General features: G+C 46.1%; 14 protein-coding genes. 3 read left to right on the top strand and 11 right to left on the bottom strand.

The genetic code is table 11. The annotated features are described in order from the left end of the window. Nucleotides 1-342 precede the first annotated feature (342 nt). The gene (locus LEPBO_RS42935) at nucleotides 343-513 is read left to right on the top strand and encodes a hypothetical protein (protein WP_154660832.1); all 171 of its coding nucleotides are present in this window, start codon (nucleotides 343-345) and stop codon (nucleotides 511-513) included. Between the two features lie 56 nt (nucleotides 514-569). Here LEPBO_RS42935 and LEPBO_RS41790 read toward each other — a convergent pair whose 3' ends face one another. The 3 genes from LEPBO_RS41790 to LEPBO_RS0116235 all read right to left on the bottom strand — a co-directional run bounded on the left by LEPBO_RS41790 (nucleotide 570) and on the right by LEPBO_RS0116235 (nucleotide 3409). Beyond that, a complete protein-coding gene (locus LEPBO_RS41790; protein WP_086371011.1) occupies nucleotides 570-956 on the bottom strand; it encodes a hypothetical protein in 387 nt (128 codons plus the stop codon). Between the two features lie 396 nt (nucleotides 957-1352). Further along, nucleotides 1353-2225, bottom strand: a complete 873-nt coding sequence (locus LEPBO_RS37275) for a transposase family protein (RefSeq protein ID WP_017288617.1) — start codon at nucleotides 2223-2225, stop codon at nucleotides 1353-1355. Between the two features lie 278 nt (nucleotides 2226-2503). Then, a complete protein-coding gene (locus tag LEPBO_RS0116235; protein ID WP_017288615.1) occupies nucleotides 2504-3409 on the bottom strand; it encodes a LysR family transcriptional regulator in 906 nt (301 codons plus the stop codon). Nucleotides 3410-3512: 103 nt separating this feature from the next. Between LEPBO_RS0116235 and ilvD the strand changes: the two genes are divergently transcribed. Beyond that, complete coding sequence (ilvD, locus tag LEPBO_RS0116230) at nucleotides 3513-5207, top strand: dihydroxy-acid dehydratase (protein WP_017288614.1); 1695 nt, start codon at nucleotides 3513-3515, stop codon at nucleotides 5205-5207. On the opposite strand, the gene LEPBO_RS0116225 is transcribed toward ilvD, so the two are convergent. Genes LEPBO_RS0116225 through LEPBO_RS42930 form a run of 3 tightly spaced genes read right to left on the bottom strand, consistent with a single transcriptional unit; the run spans nucleotide 5196 to nucleotide 6322 of the window. Continuing rightward, nucleotides 5196-5762 (bottom strand): IS630 family transposase, encoded by a 567-nt coding sequence (locus LEPBO_RS0116225; protein ID WP_017288613.1) that lies wholly within the window; start codon nucleotides 5760-5762, stop codon nucleotides 5196-5198. The genes ilvD and LEPBO_RS0116225 overlap by 12 nt on opposite strands. A 25-nt stretch (nucleotides 5763-5787) precedes the next feature. Beyond that, a complete protein-coding gene (locus LEPBO_RS0116220) occupies nucleotides 5788-6147 on the bottom strand; it encodes a helix-turn-helix domain-containing protein (RefSeq protein WP_017285999.1) in 360 nt (119 codons plus the stop codon). 22 nt (nucleotides 6148-6169) lie between these two features. Then, the gene (locus LEPBO_RS42930) at nucleotides 6170-6322 is read right to left on the bottom strand and encodes a hypothetical protein (RefSeq protein ID WP_154660831.1); all 153 of its coding nucleotides are present in this window, start codon (nucleotides 6320-6322) and stop codon (nucleotides 6170-6172) included. A gap of 112 nt (nucleotides 6323-6434) precedes the next feature. On the opposite strand from LEPBO_RS42930, the gene LEPBO_RS40115 reads away from it, so the two are divergent. Continuing rightward, nucleotides 6435-8507, top strand: coding sequence for a beta strand repeat-containing protein (locus tag LEPBO_RS40115; RefSeq protein WP_017288611.1), 2073 nt, complete (start codon nucleotides 6435-6437; stop codon nucleotides 8505-8507). A gap of 15 nt (nucleotides 8508-8522) precedes the next feature. On the opposite strand, the gene LEPBO_RS37265 is transcribed toward LEPBO_RS40115, so the two are convergent. From LEPBO_RS37265 to LEPBO_RS0116180, 5 genes are all read right to left on the bottom strand, one after another. Then, nucleotides 8523-9557, bottom strand: a complete 1035-nt coding sequence (locus LEPBO_RS37265) for a hypothetical protein (RefSeq protein WP_144056215.1) — start codon at nucleotides 9555-9557, stop codon at nucleotides 8523-8525. A gap of 1198 nt (nucleotides 9558-10755) precedes the next feature. Further along, nucleotides 10756-11835 (bottom strand): hypothetical protein, encoded by a 1080-nt coding sequence (locus LEPBO_RS0116195; protein ID WP_017288608.1) that lies wholly within the window; start codon nucleotides 11833-11835, stop codon nucleotides 10756-10758. A gap of 322 nt (nucleotides 11836-12157) precedes the next feature. Beyond that, nucleotides 12158-13330: a tetratricopeptide repeat protein gene (locus LEPBO_RS0116190; RefSeq protein ID WP_017288607.1), complete on the bottom strand. Its 1173-nt coding sequence runs from the start codon at nucleotides 13328-13330 to the stop codon at nucleotides 12158-12160. Nucleotides 13331-13588: 258 nt separating this feature from the next. Beyond that, nucleotides 13589-14623, bottom strand: coding sequence for a metal-dependent hydrolase (locus LEPBO_RS0116185; RefSeq protein ID WP_026148688.1), 1035 nt, complete (start codon nucleotides 14621-14623; stop codon nucleotides 13589-13591). 58 nt (nucleotides 14624-14681) lie between these two features. Next, nucleotides 14682-15290: a PEP-CTERM domain protein gene (locus LEPBO_RS0116180; RefSeq protein WP_017288605.1), complete on the bottom strand. Its 609-nt coding sequence runs from the start codon at nucleotides 15288-15290 to the stop codon at nucleotides 14682-14684. Nucleotides 15291-15329 lie beyond the last annotated feature (39 nt).

Here is a 15329-nt window from a genome sequence, read left to right as displayed (position 1 = left end):
TCTGATTGTAAGCGCGATCGATTTTTCTTGTCTCATCTGTCTCATTCAGTGGACTAGGCGATCGCTCTCGGACTAAATACAGAATCAGGAAAATCGCTGTTTTGGCTGAGTTTCAGGGATTTTCGCTCTCGGTACTCTGTCCATCACGCAGATAACCAATATTCTTCTAGTTTTGAAATCCTCTCTATATAATGCTTCAAGCGTGAGACTGAATCAAGACTAAAACTCTGGACTAAAAAAGGACTGACTTGGACTAACTCGGATCACAATGAGATCGCACTTCCCTGTCTCACCTGCGCTAACTTTGTTAGCGTTGATTGCGCGAATTGTCTCAACCCAAGATTGAAGCTAGATGTAACTGAGACTTCTTTCTATGAGGATAAAAACCGCGCCTTATGGGTATATGCGATCGTTCCTCATCCAATTCGCAATTGGTTGTTACCATTGGCACTGCCCGATCGTTGGCTAGACAGGTTTTTTGGCAAAAATCTAGGTCTACTGCCGAAGCAATAATTTCTATCTGAAGTCAGCATCCCGACTCACTTGATCGAGTGTATGGATGGCTTCACTTATCTGCCTTGATAGTTCTGCTCAATCCACAGGCGTAGCTCTGCTTCGGAGTCTGCATAAACACACTCACCAGTCTGAGGGTCAAAGGCGTACCACCATTGGTCGCTGCCTTGTTCGTATTGGTACACTTGCAATTCTGTGCCACCGAAAAGTACCTCAGCAACTCTCTGCTTGAACGCTTTGAGTCTAGAAGAGAGCGATCGTCTATCTCGATGTGGAGCGGCTGTCGGTGCAATCTGCTGTCTTTCTTGCTCCAATAATTTCATCAATTGGAGATCATTGACTGCTTGAGCAGCTTCGATACGGCGTGCAAGGGCAGCCATCATGTTGTCCTGATGTTTGGCAAACGTTTGGGAAACGTTTGGATTAATTGTGCTAGTCATCATAAGCTCAGGGAATAATGGTGATTTGTTTTATTCATGACTATACAATATTTTCTGTAACCGAAGCTACAAAAGTTGTCTTTCCCTAACATGAATCGGTAATGTTCTAGACCTCAATACTTCGGACATTTTTCTGAATAGTTCCACAAGGCTTCAGGCTCCACGGTTTCCGAATTGAGCTATTTTTTCAAAGTTAGCCCTACCCCTAAGTTTGAAAAAAGAATCCAGTTCACGATTGAATCAGTGCTTGAGCCTCAAAAGACACCCAAAATTTGTCCGAAGTATTAGAGTTGTTGGGGAATAACTTTACCTCAAAGTGAAACTCCGACAATTTCAGCTTTCTGTCATCAGATCAAGCAGCTTTCCAGTAGAAATTCCATAATCCAGCGGCAGTCAGCATCAAATGGTCATCAAAATCCTTGATCCGAGCACTGCGTGACGCAAGCAAGTGCGATAAATTGCACTGACCGCACCATAACGCTTGATGCCTGCGAAAGCGTTCTCACAAACGACTCGCGACTGGCTCAAACTGCGATTTTCTTGCTTCTGTTTCTTGCTTAGCTCACCCCCTCTAGGCTTCTTGTGTGGAATGCGAATGTTCGTATACTCAGATTGCAAGCCTTGAAAGCCCAGGTCTACTTCGATGGGAATCTCGTCGGGAATGTGAAACGCAATCTCTTCTTCGGTTTCAAATCGTTTATCGTGAAGCTTTCCCTCACGGGCATGGCTCACCACTAACACTCGCTTGGATTGATCTACTGCCGCGAGATGCTTGCGAGTTTGACGACGCTTTTTGCCAGAGTAGTTCTGCGTCTGGGCTTCTGAATTCTGCGGACGTTGAATTGGGCGCTCTGTCCCATCAATCATCACCCGCTCGACTCCTGGAAACATTTCCAGAAATGCTTCAATACTCCGCAGCTTGCGCTCTGGTAACACTATCTCCTGTCCTAAAGCTGCCTCAAGCACAGGCTGTAATTCGTGCATCCATTCATGCGTCTGTGAACGGTCGAGGTCAAACAAGATGCCTGCTAAATCAAACGTCGGGTAGCATTTGAAGTAAAACAGGATGTAGAACAATTTCGCTTCGATACTTTGTAATCTTGCTTTGCGCCCGCCGCCTCTGGCTCGTTTTCGCACGGGCTTTGCCGCAATTCGACTGGCTTCATACGCTTGCTCGAAACTGGGCAGCAAGGCATCAAAAGCGTTTCGATTCAGCCCGGTTAATGCTCGCAGCAGGCGATCCTGGTTCAGTGCGCGTTCAAGGTTAAGCATGTGGCGGCATACTGTTGGTCTTGTCTATTATTACCTATTTCCCAACAAGTCTATTGATAGAAGTCAATTACTAAAGATATAGTAACTTCTCACCAATCCTCGAAGCGTTGACGTAGTTGTTCGCGATAGCGTTTCGCGCTCAGTTGATATTGCTTTAGGTGAAAGTGTCCTCGAATTGGGTCAAAAGCAGCAATCGAAATTTCGTCGCAAAAATCGAAAAAAGGATAGATGTGGGTAACTTCTGGAACATGCACAATGCATCAGAACGAACAATAGTTTCAGGCTATTTTGTTACTTCTTGCATTCACGTAGCATTTAACAACCTGCAAAAATTCGCGCAAAACACCTGAAGTACTATCTGGTCGCCATACGATAGCCGTTTCAACTTGTGGTGTTGTTTCTCGTAATGACTTGTAGACTACGCCGACTCGTTGTAGATTTTGTAGCGATGCTGGAACTAATGCAACTCCCATTTCTGCTGAAATTAATCCAATAATTGTTTGCATTTGGATTGCTTCCTGCATCACCTTTGGACTGAAGTTCACTTGCTTGCAGAAGCTCACAATCTGATCATACAAACCGGGTCCCAAATGGCGCGGAAACAGAATAAAAGATTCATCAGCAAGCGAATCCATCGAAATTATTGTTTCAGTTGCCAATGGGTGAGATTCAGGCAAGACAACGACTAAAGATTCTTTCAAAATAGATTCTGACTGCAAGCGATCGTCTTTAAGGGGAGGATGACAAAAACCAATGTCGATCCGCTGATTGTGCAATGCTTCTTCCTGCTGAGTTGTAGTCAATTCTTGTAGCACAAGCTCAACCTGTGGGAAGTGGTGTCGAAACTGGTGCAGGATAGTAGGCAGAACATCGTAAACCACAGAGCTAGTAAATCCGATCGTTAAAGTTCCAGGCTCACCTCTGCCCGCGCGTTGTGTGTCGTAGATTGCTTGTTCCAGTTGAGCCAGGATCGGGTAAGCCGCCTGCAACAAAACTTGTCCTGCCTCGGTTAGCTGAACTTGTCGCTTGGTTCGCCGGTGAAACAGTGCTACGCCTAATTCAGTTTCTAACTGCTTGATTTGTTGGCTCAATGGAGGTTGAGCGATGTGTAAACGCTCAGCAGCGCGATTGAAGTGAAGTTCTTCCGCAACCGCCACAAAGTAACGCAGGTGTCGCAGTTCCATTTTTTGATATGTGTTTCGTCTTAAATCTATCAAAACATATATTGGACATCTCAAAAAACGCTTTTTATACTCCAGAAACAATCCATTAAGAGCAAGCAACACCATGCCCGAAAATTTGAGAAGCCAAACGATTACTCAAGGAATTGCGCGATCGCCGAATCGTGCCATGCTCCGTGCCGTCGGATTCGAGGATACTGATTTTACAAAGCCGATCGTAGGAGTCGCGAGTGCTCAAAGTACAATTACGCCTTGCAATATGGGAATTGCGCCGCTGACTGTTCAAGCAGAATCAGGAATTCGTACAGCAGGCGGAATGCCTCAGATGTTTGGCACGATCACCGTGAGTGATGGGATTTCGATGGGAACAGAGGGAATGAAGTATTCGCTCGTGTCGCGAGATGTGATTGCAGATTCAATCGAGACGGTCTGCCATGCTCAAAGTCTGGATGGCGTATTAGCGATCGGCGGCTGCGATAAGAATATACCGGGAGCCATGATTGCAATGGCACGAATGAATATTCCCGCCATTTTTGTCTATGGTGGCACGAGCAAACCTGGGCATCTCGATGGAAAAGATTTAACAGTTGTCAGTGTATTTGAAGCGGTGGGACAGTACAGCACTGGAAAAATTGAAGAATCAATGCTGTATGCAGTCGAGCGCAATGCTTGTGCGGGTGCAGGTTCTTGTGGTGGAATGTACACTGCGAATACGATGTCTGCTGCATTTGAAGCGATGGGCATGAGTTTAATGTATTCCTCTACTATGTCCAACATTGACCCTGAAAAAGCTGAGAACACAGCACTTGCTGGGAAAGTGTTAGTCGAAGCCATTCGGAACCAACTTTTACCGCGTGACATTATTACTCGCAAGTCAATTGAAAACGCGGTTTCAGTGGTGATGGCGATCGGTGGTTCAACGAATGCGGTGCTGCACTTCTTAGCGATCGCCCATTCTGCGGGTGTGCCTTGGACGCTTGATGATTTTGAAATCATTCGTCAACGAGTGCCTGTCCTCTGTGACCTCAAGCCATCCGGTCGCTATGTCGCGACAGATTTGCACAAAGCAGGCGGCATTCCTCAAGTGATGAAAATGTTGCTCAAACAGGGCTTGATCCATGGCGATTGTTTAACGATTACAGGAAACACGATCGCGCAATGCCTCAAAGACATTTCTGAATCACCATGTCCATCCCAAGAGGTCATTCGTCCTTGGAGTCATCCACTCTATGCGACTGGACATCTAGCCATTCTCAAAGGCAATTTAGCTCTCGAAGGAGCCGTGGCAAAAATCACAGGGGTCAAAAATCCTAAACTGACTGGACCTGCTCGCGTATTTGACTCAGAGGAAGCCTGTTTAGAGGCGATTCTCACAGGCAAAATCAACGCAGGTGATGTTCTCGTCATTCGCTATGAAGGACCGAAAGGAGGACCCGGTATGCGAGAAATGTTAGCTCCGACTTCGGCACTGATTGGTGCAGGGTTAGGCGACTCAGTGGGACTGATTACGGATGGACGCTTTTCTGGCGGAACCTATGGCATGGTGGTTGGTCATGTTGCGCCTGAAGCCTTCGTCGGAGGCGCGATCGCACTGGTGCAAGAAGGAGATGAAATTACGATCGATGCTCATGCTCAATTGCTGCATCTTAATGTTCCAAACGCAGAACTTGAACAGCGTCGCGCAACTTGGCAACCGCCTACACCCCACTATCAGCGAGGCGTACTCGCAAAATATGCAAAATTGGTTTCGACCAGCAGTTTAGGAGCTGTAACTGACTTACAGCGGTTTCTAAATGAATAAGCCACAATGAGCGAACCAAGCGATTGCATCCTCCTCCGAGATTTTTTCAGTCACAATCTCAGTCAAAGCTTGATTGAGAGCTTCCAAAGATCGGGCTTTAGCAGAGCGTAGTAACTGCTTGAGTTTCGACCAACACCACTCAATCGGAGATAAGTCTGGAGAATAAGGTGGCAGGAAGACAAGTTGTGCGCCAGTAGATTCAATCGCTTGCCGAACTCGTTGAGCATGATGCACAGGAAGATTATCCATGACCACAATTGCTCCGACCCAAAGTTGCGGGATCAACACTTCGAGCAAGTAGACGACAAAGACCTCGGTATTGACACTACCCAGAATCGTCATTGTCGCAATGAGTCCTTCTAGTCCAATGGCACCAGTCAACGAGATGTTTTGTCCAACATTGCGTGGACGGACATCATGCACTCGCTCTCCCTTCGCAGCACGACCATTCATTTGGGTCATGCCCAAATGAATGCCTGCTTCATCGACAAAGACCAGATTGCGAAGGTCAATGCTGAAGCTCCAATGTCGGAATGCAAAACGTAGCGCTTGCACTCGCTTTGTTTCGGCTTCAGTTGCCCTAAATGTTTTTTTTGACGCTCAGGTTCATCTGCTCCAGCACTCGCCACATCGTCGAGATGCCGACTTGAACAGCACATTCTTGTTCGAGTCGCTCACACAATTCCCACAACACAAGGTCAGGTTGCTGTTTCAACCAGTCGGCAATCAGGGCTTGCTCCTTCACACCGATTTTTGCGACGGCTCCACCCCCATGCGGTTTAGGTTGCACCGTCTTCTGCTCTCGGTAGTGGCGCATCAAGTCTCGCACAAACGACAAGCTGACCTTGAACCGTTTTGCCAGTTGGCGTTGACTTCCTTCTTTCGCCTCGTAAGCATCCAGAATGCGTTGGCGTAAATCGACCGAGTAGGCAGCAGGCATTGCTCATTCCTCATGACTGCTGCTAAGGTGCCCATTCTGTGGCAGACCCAATCAGAAACCGCTGTAAATTGAGATTTTGTCCAATGCCTCGATTGAAATTAAAGAATATCGGGGCAATTGAACAAATCTGGCAATTCTTTAACGGCAAAATTGAGGAATAGGGCGACTGTAGCATCTCAGCTCCTTGCATAAAATCCAGGATCGCACCGTGTACTTTGCTTACAGCACTTCACCTTCTGGAGTGCTCGTTTTTCAGTTCTATCCAATCTATTTTTCCCAGAAATATTATGGCAATTTTCGCTTTTTCTGCGGGTGGATACTTAGCAATTTTGGGTGACAACCTCGATAACACCATTAAGGTGAGTCGAGATGCGTCGGGCGCGCTCTTAATCAATGATGGAGCCGTCTCCATTTTCGGATCTCGCCCTTCTGCTTCGCGTACCCAACAGATTGATGTATTGGGCTTCGGCGGCAACGATACGATTACCTTAGATACAACCCTCGGTGCATTGCCTGCGACTCGGCTCTTTGGAGGATCTGGCAGCGATGTTCTGCAATTTACAGGAAGTGCTGACGCTGAACAGTTCGATGTTTCTGCCAATTCTAATCGAGTTCGCCTCACCCGCAACCTTGGCAACGGTGTAGTAGACTTGGACGGCATTGAGCAACTCGATCTCAATCCTTTGGGTGGAGCAGATACCGTTACGGTTAATCCTCTGGCTGTAACTGCACTCCGCACGATTAACTTCAATTTAGAGGGCAGTGTTAGCAGCGGGGATGGAGCATTTGATCGTCTGATTGTGAATGGAACGAATAACGCAGAAACGATTGATGTTACGGGGACAGGCACTGGTAGTTATTCCATCAGCGGATTGTCTGCAATCATCAATGTCAAAGGGTCGGAAGCAACGGATTCGTTAGCGATCAACACCTTCGGAGGAAATGACGCGATTCGCTCTACCCTTCCTGCGTCAGTGGTGCAATTCACCGTCGATGCTGGAGCAGGCGATGATACTATGCTTGGCGGAGCAGGTGTAGAGACTTTCTTTGGCGGTGACGGGAATGATATCGTCGATGGCAATGGTGGCAACGACATTGCTTTTCTGGGTGCTGGCGATGACCTCTTCATTTGGGACCCTGGCGATGGCAGTGATGTCGTGGAAGGGCAAGCGGGCAGTGATACTCTACGCTTCAATGGCTCCAATGGTAATGAAGTGTTTGATGCTTCTGCAAATGGGGGGAGAGTTCGCTTTTTCCGTAACCTTGGCAACATTGTTATGGATCTCGATGATGTAGAACGGCTCGACCTAAATGCGCTCGGTGGTGCTGACTCCATCACGGTAAATGATTTGACTGGAACCGATCTGAGTCAAATTGCCCTGAATCTGGCAAACAATGGCACGGGTGATGGTCAAGTCGATACGATCGCAATTAGCGGGACGAATGGAAATGATACGATTACGGCAAGTTCATCAAGCAGCGGGATTGTGATCGCAGGTTTAGCTGCTAATGTCACGATCGTTGGCGCTGAAACAACAGACACCCTCACTCTGAATGGCTTAGCCGGAGACGATACCATCAACGCCAGTGGCTTAGCAGCGAACTTAATGCAACTAGCTCTCAATGGTGGACTTGGCAACGATACGTTCTTTGGCAGTGCGGGCAATGATCTCATCAACGGCGGAGATGGCACGGATACCGCATTTATGGGAGCGGGCAACGATACCTTCATCTGGAACCCAGGGGATGACAACGATGTAGTCGAGGGGCAAGCAGGCAGCGACACCCTACGCTTCAACGGTGCAAACGTTGCTGAGACGTTTGACGTATCTGCAAATGGGGGTCGAGTTCGGTTGTTCCGTAATGTTGCCAACGTGACGATGGATTTTGATGATGTAGAACGGTTGGAACTCAATGCCTTGGGCGGGGCAGATACCATCACGATCAACAACCTAGCAGGCACCGATCTGAGTCAAGTTGACCTCAATTTAGGGGCAGGAGACGGGGCACAAGATTCGATCATTATCAATGGCACGAACGCTGATGATGTCGTAGTGTTGGCTGCATCTGGCAATGCCGTTAATGTGATTGGATTAGCATCGAATATTGCGATCATAGGAGCAGAGAGTAACAATGACAAACTGACGATTAATGCACTCGCTGGTAATGATGTCGTCGAAGCCAGTTCTCTTCCTGCTGTGATTGGGCTGACAGCAGATGGCGGCGATGGCGACGACATTCTTAATGGTGGTGATGGCAACGATGTTCTTCTCGGTGGTCCTGGGGATGATGTTCTTCTCGGTGGTCCTGGGAGCGACGTGCTCGACGGTGGTTCTGGGAATAATGTCGTGATTCAGTAAAACGTGAACAAGGTGCTAATTCTCGCCCGCTCCTAGAACGATCAGTTTAATTCGCATCATTTGCGATCGCAGTCTTGCCCATTCTCGAAAAGTTTGGGCTTTTTGTTTGTCCAATGCGCTGAGATTGCCTAAAAACTGCGTTGTTTCGCCGTTTCCTAATCTGTAGTCCAGCTCAATTAATTTGTGCTGCAAAGCCTGTCTACGAGCGATTTCTTGAGAGATTTGAAACTCTCGACGGGTTTGATCAAAGTCGAGAACTTGAAGAATGACATTCTCACGCAACTTCGCGGCAATTTCCCCCCGTTTGTTTTGAATTTCGGCAAGTTTGACCTGCAAATCTCCGATCGCGATCGCTCGACTTTGAGCAGCAGCATCGCCACCTGTCGCATTCCTGAATAAGGGCACACCGACAAGAGAAAGAATCTCATTCACTGAACTGAGCGTATTACCAAAGAACAAATCCCCGATGCGATTGAGAATGCCTTTCTTTCTCGCTGGCTGACCCGGAACAGTTGGAACGTCTTCGACTTTGAGCCAGGACTGCACCAAGGGTTCAAACACACCCAGTTGAACCGTTTTGATGTTATTGCGCTTTGCCTCATCGACTTTCTGTTCGATGACCTTCACTCGTTCATCGATCGCTTTCAGTTCGGGGGAAGTCTCGATCGCTTTTTGCTGCAATTGCTGAATGCAGGCATCCGACATATCCAAGCAGGGCAAATCACCGAGCATTCCTTTCCAGAGGTCATCATTGATGCGGAGTTGGATTAAGCGATCGAGTGAGTCTCCAGCCGGATTAAGCGGGTTCTCATCGGCTTTGATGGTATCGGGGTCTTCGGTCTTTTCCTCGCTCGACTCTTCCGGCTCTGATTCATCTTTGAGGATTTGAGGATTGGAAGGGGGGCGTTTCTGGCTTTGGGTCGTCTGAGTCGTTGGAACTGGCTTGCTTTGAGCGAGGGGTGTTTCGCAAATCACCGACAATAAGAGTAAGTTCAACAGTGAGAATTTGATTATTCTGACCTTTCCATTTAACCCGTTGAACTTTGGCATTGTAGGCACTCTTGACGATCGATAAGTTGGTAAGTTGCGTTTCTAAGTTTTGAAGTTGCACATTGACTTGAGCAAGTTGGAAAACGCGATCTCGCTCTTGCTGTTCATGTTCTTGTAACTGTCGCTGATATTCTTGTTGCTGACGTTCAAGGTCGATGCTGCGCTTACTGATTTCTAGCGAATGCTCGTATTGCCGATATTGATAGTTTTCCTTAGCGCGATCGAGTTTCGCTCTTGAGAGTTCTAACTCTGCCTTAGCTTGTTTCACGTCACGCTCTCGTTGCCGCAGTTTCTCTTGTTCGTGGGGCAGAGTGCTAGGGGGAAGATCACTTGGATTGAAGCCTTGCAGTAAATCGATTTTGCGCTGCTGTCGGTTCCAGTCCTGCTCGATTTGCTGAAGGGCGACTTGTTCACGATCGATTTCGGCTTCTTCCTCGATAAATGATGGGGTTGGAAGATTGGCAATTCCCGATGCGGCTTTGGGTGCGAGGGGTTTGATTGGGGCTTGTTTGAGTCGATCGAGTTGGATCAAGACTTGGGCTTTCTGCGCTTCTAATCGTTGGCGTTCACGAGTGCGATCTGAGAGAACTTGACCCATAACGACAACATCGCCTTCTCGGACTTTCAAATCTTCCGGCGCGGATAAGCTGAGTTCTAGGGTGAAGCGCTTCGCTCTGGTGTTAGAAACTGAGGAAGCTGTGGGAGTTGGGATAATGGTGGGAGTCGGACTCGGAGTTGAATTCTGCGCCTGGGCAGTACAACTTGTTAGGAGCAAACTCACTATAAACGTTAACAGTCGATTCATTGACGACGAGGGCAATCACTTTGGGTTAGTGTGCCCTTACTGTAGAGTTCAGTCATAACGTTCCCGCTGCACCGGAACAATGTTATTTGCGTCCAGTGAGCAGGAACGTTATGGTGCTTAGATCTACCAACTTGGATCACGCTGCGAAAGGTCATAACGGGGTCGAATACCCCGACTTAACGTTAGATTCCTCTCTCTATACTGTCCTCGATACCCTAATCTCCATAAAATTACTTCATCCACCCACTGCACTGCTCGTAAAATCACCTCCCATTGCTGGACATCAGACAGGGGAATCGGTTTTGTTTCAGCATGAGTCGAATTATTCCGGATGTCCACGAACTGTTCTACAGTTACATCCTCTCCTGATATACCAATTCGATTTAGAAGAGCTTAAAGGCGAGGTTTCGCCTTTAAGGTCTCGTTAGTCTTGCGTTGTGTAAGATTGGGTTCTTCATCTACCAAAATAATTCGAGCTAAATTCTCCAATAGCGTCCCTAGGGCATTAGCGACAACAGGTGCCAAAACATTTCTTCTACGTCCAAATGGTCTTGGAATTCCTTGAAAGTACCATTCTAAAAGAATAATCCATTTCTCTTTCCAATGAGGAGATTGAAGCATTCGTTGAAAAACTGGAAAACATTGAACAAAATCTAATAAATCTTGCATACCAAAATATCTGATGAAACCTTGTCCTAATTCTTCTTGTGGAACAATCAAAGGTGCTTCAGTTAATGAGGACACATCCTCGAGAATTACTCGATCTGTTTCCATTTCCACAAACTTCTTTGCAATTGCATAGATTGGTTTGATATATCCTCCATTGATATACGACAGCATTAAACATAACTCTGAGAGAGTTTTACTGGCATCAGATAGGGAGATACTCAATAGATCTTGAATTTTTGTAGAAGGTTGCTTGGTCTGAAAGAGGCGAACTTTTAGGGTAACCATTGAACCTCTGTTCTGAAATTCTGGTTTCAGCCAATCCAAGGCATCTTGATTTGTAGAAAATTCAACACTCCAATCGTTACTGATCTCTACCACAAAAGATTTACATTTTAATGCTTTGGTGATGGCTGCAAGATCGCTAGCTGTAGCTTCTCTCAAAAAATCTGTATTCGGTAGGTAGAAATCAAAATAGTGGGCACCTGCATTTATATCCCCATATAAAGCTTGCTCTGCATAACCTCTGCTTTGTCGCCTTTGCCCACCTCGAAATGTAAACGTTGGTCTTCCAACTACAAACTGAGGCTCTGAACCATCCCAAGAACTCAGCTTTTGGGGTGGAGCAAAAGAGAGAGAGTCAAAATCATATTCCCCTCTGGCTGTTTCAAATTCCCAATGCACTCGCGGAGTTTGGTTAATCGTAAGCCAAACTGTCAAACGACCTTCAAGATTATCCAAATGTCCAATATTGTTAAATAACTCTACATCCTCTTGCTGACCAACAAGATCCTTATCCAAAAACATCTTTATATCTTGCTCCTGAGTCTTTGAGGATTCCAGCTTATCCGATCTGATTCCAGCTTAGAAAATTTTGCAGAGAGCTTTAACGTCTAATTTCGCCACCAGTTTCTGCTGATGTATAGATTTTCAACTCGCCCCTACCGAGAACTTGCAGCATAATGATGCCCATCACCCGCCGCAAAAACTTCTCGAACTTCACCGATCACCCCTCAACACTCAGGTGTATGGGCTTTGTTATGCCTTGTCTTTATGATCAACCTTCTAGACATTGATCGACTTCCGTTTTTTGACAAACCTAAATTTTGCTCAATCACCATACTCCAACTCATGCTGTTAACTCTTCAAGTAATTTTTTGAATTCTTCCCTCTCCCTAATTAGTTCAAAATCTGAATCCTTTCGTGCTAGCTGCCTAGCTTTTGATGGAGCAAGATTTATTGCTTGATTTAGGTTTCTTACAGCTTCTTCAATATTACCTAAAAAAGCATAGTAACAAGCTTGATTGTACCAGGCTCTAGGATAGTTAGGTGCAATTAAGGTTGCTTGTTCAAAGCACTTAATTCCCCTACTCATTCCTTCTTGCTCGTTGTTGTACCATCTTCTGTAAGCAAGACCTTTATTAACTAATGCTACGAAAGGAAGCTGCTCAAGCTGAATGGCACGATCATAGCAGTCGATAGATTTTTTATATTCTCCTGCCATTCTTCGCGCATTTCCCAAACCAAGATAGGCATAATAAGTTTCTTTGATCTCAATTGCTTGTTCATATTTCAGAATCGCTTCTTCATATTGCGAAATAATCTTGTCTTCTTCTACATGATTTGTCGAGCCAGTTCTTTTGAACCAAGCATTGATTGATTGATAGTCTGATAAAACTTGATAATTCGCTAAGTAAAACAAGCCATCTCCCCATTTTGTATAATCCTCAAATGTCAAACGTAATCGAGGATTTCCAGATTTAAGAGATTGAAGCTTAACTATCAATTCTGTCAGCATTTCTTGAATTTCAGGTTTGATTTCTTCCTGAAAAAATGAATTTGGTGATGGTAAGAAGACTGAAATTTCTTGAATAAGTTCATCCTTCTGCCTTTGAGCAGCTAGATCGCTGCGTAAATTGTCAAGGTCTTTCTCAAAATCATTCTCGACTTCCTCTTTTAAGTTTTTGAGTTCTTTCTTAAACTCTTCTTCAACTTCTTCTTTGAATTGCTTCCTTAGCTCACTTTGCAGGTTATTGATTACACTTTGTCTTAAAACCCAAACAGAGATACCTATTAGGAATACTGCAAAATTAAACTGAGTGAAAAATCTAGTGTAAGAGCGATCAACCTCCTTCTCAATATCATCTCTTACACTTGTTTGTGTGGCTCCTCTTGGATTAAGCATTAAGTACGAACTAATTCCAAATGTCGTTGCCATCATCAATAGGTAAAGAGTAACTGCGATCGACAACAAAAGCGTGGGTAAATTATTCTGTTTGCTCTGTGGCTTTTTGTTTTGCATACAACGATGTAAGGAGCTAAACACAGACTGCTACACAGGAAAATTATATTTTTCCAGATTGCTTGCAAAAAACAGATATCCTCTAAACCACTGCCATCATTCAAGACGAAAGCAGTATAACGATTGAGTTGAACCGCACCAAGTCAATCAAGCAACTCCCACGTTTCTAAGGATGAGGTAGACACTTTCACATGATGCGATCGAGAAACAGCTTGACCAAGTTCCAGTGATCGTTCTAGCAACCCTCTGAACGAAACTTCACTGAGGTCGCGGACTAATTGCCTTCAGCGTCAACGTTCCCGTCACATACTGTTCACCCAATTGCTGTAGAGCCGATTCAATCGGGTGAAACGTCATCGTTACCGTCTTATCCACCAATTTCGCCGTTTGGAATCGATTCGCCTCGATCGGAATTCTCACATTCTCTGGCAGATCAACCACGATCGAGCCACTCAGCAAAATCAAAGCGTTGGGCTGTGATGCCACAATCTCCTGAAGTTTCGGCGCGATTTCCTCATCCATGAATGAGATCGTTTGTAATTGGGTGGTGGCAGGGTTGCCGATCGTCGCAGTAATCCGCTCTGTCAAAATCTGCTGACCCGTTTTGAAGAATTCGCCCTTACCATCCGTCACGATGAATGAATCGCCTTCATTGGCAACGATGAAGTATTTTCCATCAGCGCGGGTGCGATCGCTTGCCCAAATCCCTTTTACATCTGCCCAAACGTGATGAGTTGGAGATTTCTTGTTGTAAACCTCGATCGCTCCATCGGTCATGCCCAAAACAGTCGTAACCTGCTGAGTGAGTCCGCCACTGCTCCCAAGATGCAATCCCACAACGAGAAGCGCGATCGAGATAACTAAAACCCAATACTCGCTCGGCTCCCCAGTCGTGATTCTCCGTTTCGGATTGCTCACACTCCAGCACCAAGCGGGAACTGGATAGAACCACTGAACGCCTTTGACGGTGAAACAGTCAGCGATGCAGGTTAGCAGGTGTCCGAGTGGCAGGGAGAGCCAGATTAGGAGATTGTTGGTGAAATAGCCGATTGGGAGAGCGATCGCGCAAAGTAATCCAGTGGCTATCAGGGAGTGTGTGATCGTTCGATGTGGGAATCGCGCTTCTATCCATCGACTCACAGGAAAGAAGATTTGCCCGACATAACTTGTGGAGGTGTCTAAATCTGGAATCTGTGATCCAATGAGCGATAGGAAGAGTGCTAGGGGGTCAGCGGTTCCGAGGATTAGGGAAGTACCTGCGGTTGCGATCGCGGCATGAGTCACGGACATCATAAGGAGCAAGAGTTCTGAAACTTGCTTCTAGATTGCCCTCGCTGTTTCTAGTACAGCCTTATTTGAGAACGATCGTCTTAGAGCGTCTACGTTTTAACTTCTGGTGGGAAAGCCAGCCGAACATCAAGGCAACCGGAACTCCTGCGATCATGCTAGGCTCCGGGATTACCTCAGAACTCGTCAATTGCACCGTGCCGTAAGCGAGACCAGCATTATTAAATGCAGCGGCAAAGCCATTGCTCGATATGGCAAGCGATGAACTTTCATCACTCGTGCCAACCAGAAAACCCTTGAGTTGATAGCTTCCTGTATCGGTTCGGTTGAATGAAAAGTAAGTAGTAGAACGACCAATCGAGGAGTCGTTCACTTGTGTATAGCGACGGTTGAAGAAATCAAGGGAGAGGCTAGTTGGTCTCTGAGCATAGTAGCCAAACGGTGGTCGTGCATAGGGATCGAAAAAGTTATTCTCGTTGTACTGAATTTGGGATTCATCGAACGTCAAAGTTCCAAAGCCCTTTGTTCCGACTGGCGGCAGTCGATCGGAATCAAAAGATCGATCAACTGTTATTTCAAAGTTACTAACGATCGTCGCATTGAGCGGACTGGAAATGCTACTGAGTCCAATCCAACCGATCGTCGCAAGAACAATAGTCGAAAAAGTACGCATGATAAAGCCATCGATACGATGACTAAATTTTAGGTCTGC

Origin of the sequence: Leptolyngbya boryana PCC 6306, assembly GCF_000353285.1 — a bacterium.
Taxonomy (GTDB): domain Bacteria; phylum Cyanobacteriota; class Cyanobacteriia; order Leptolyngbyales; family Leptolyngbyaceae; genus Leptolyngbya; species Leptolyngbya boryana.
Note: the sequence above shows the minus strand (reverse complement) of the source record. Positions and strands in the feature narration are given on the sequence as shown.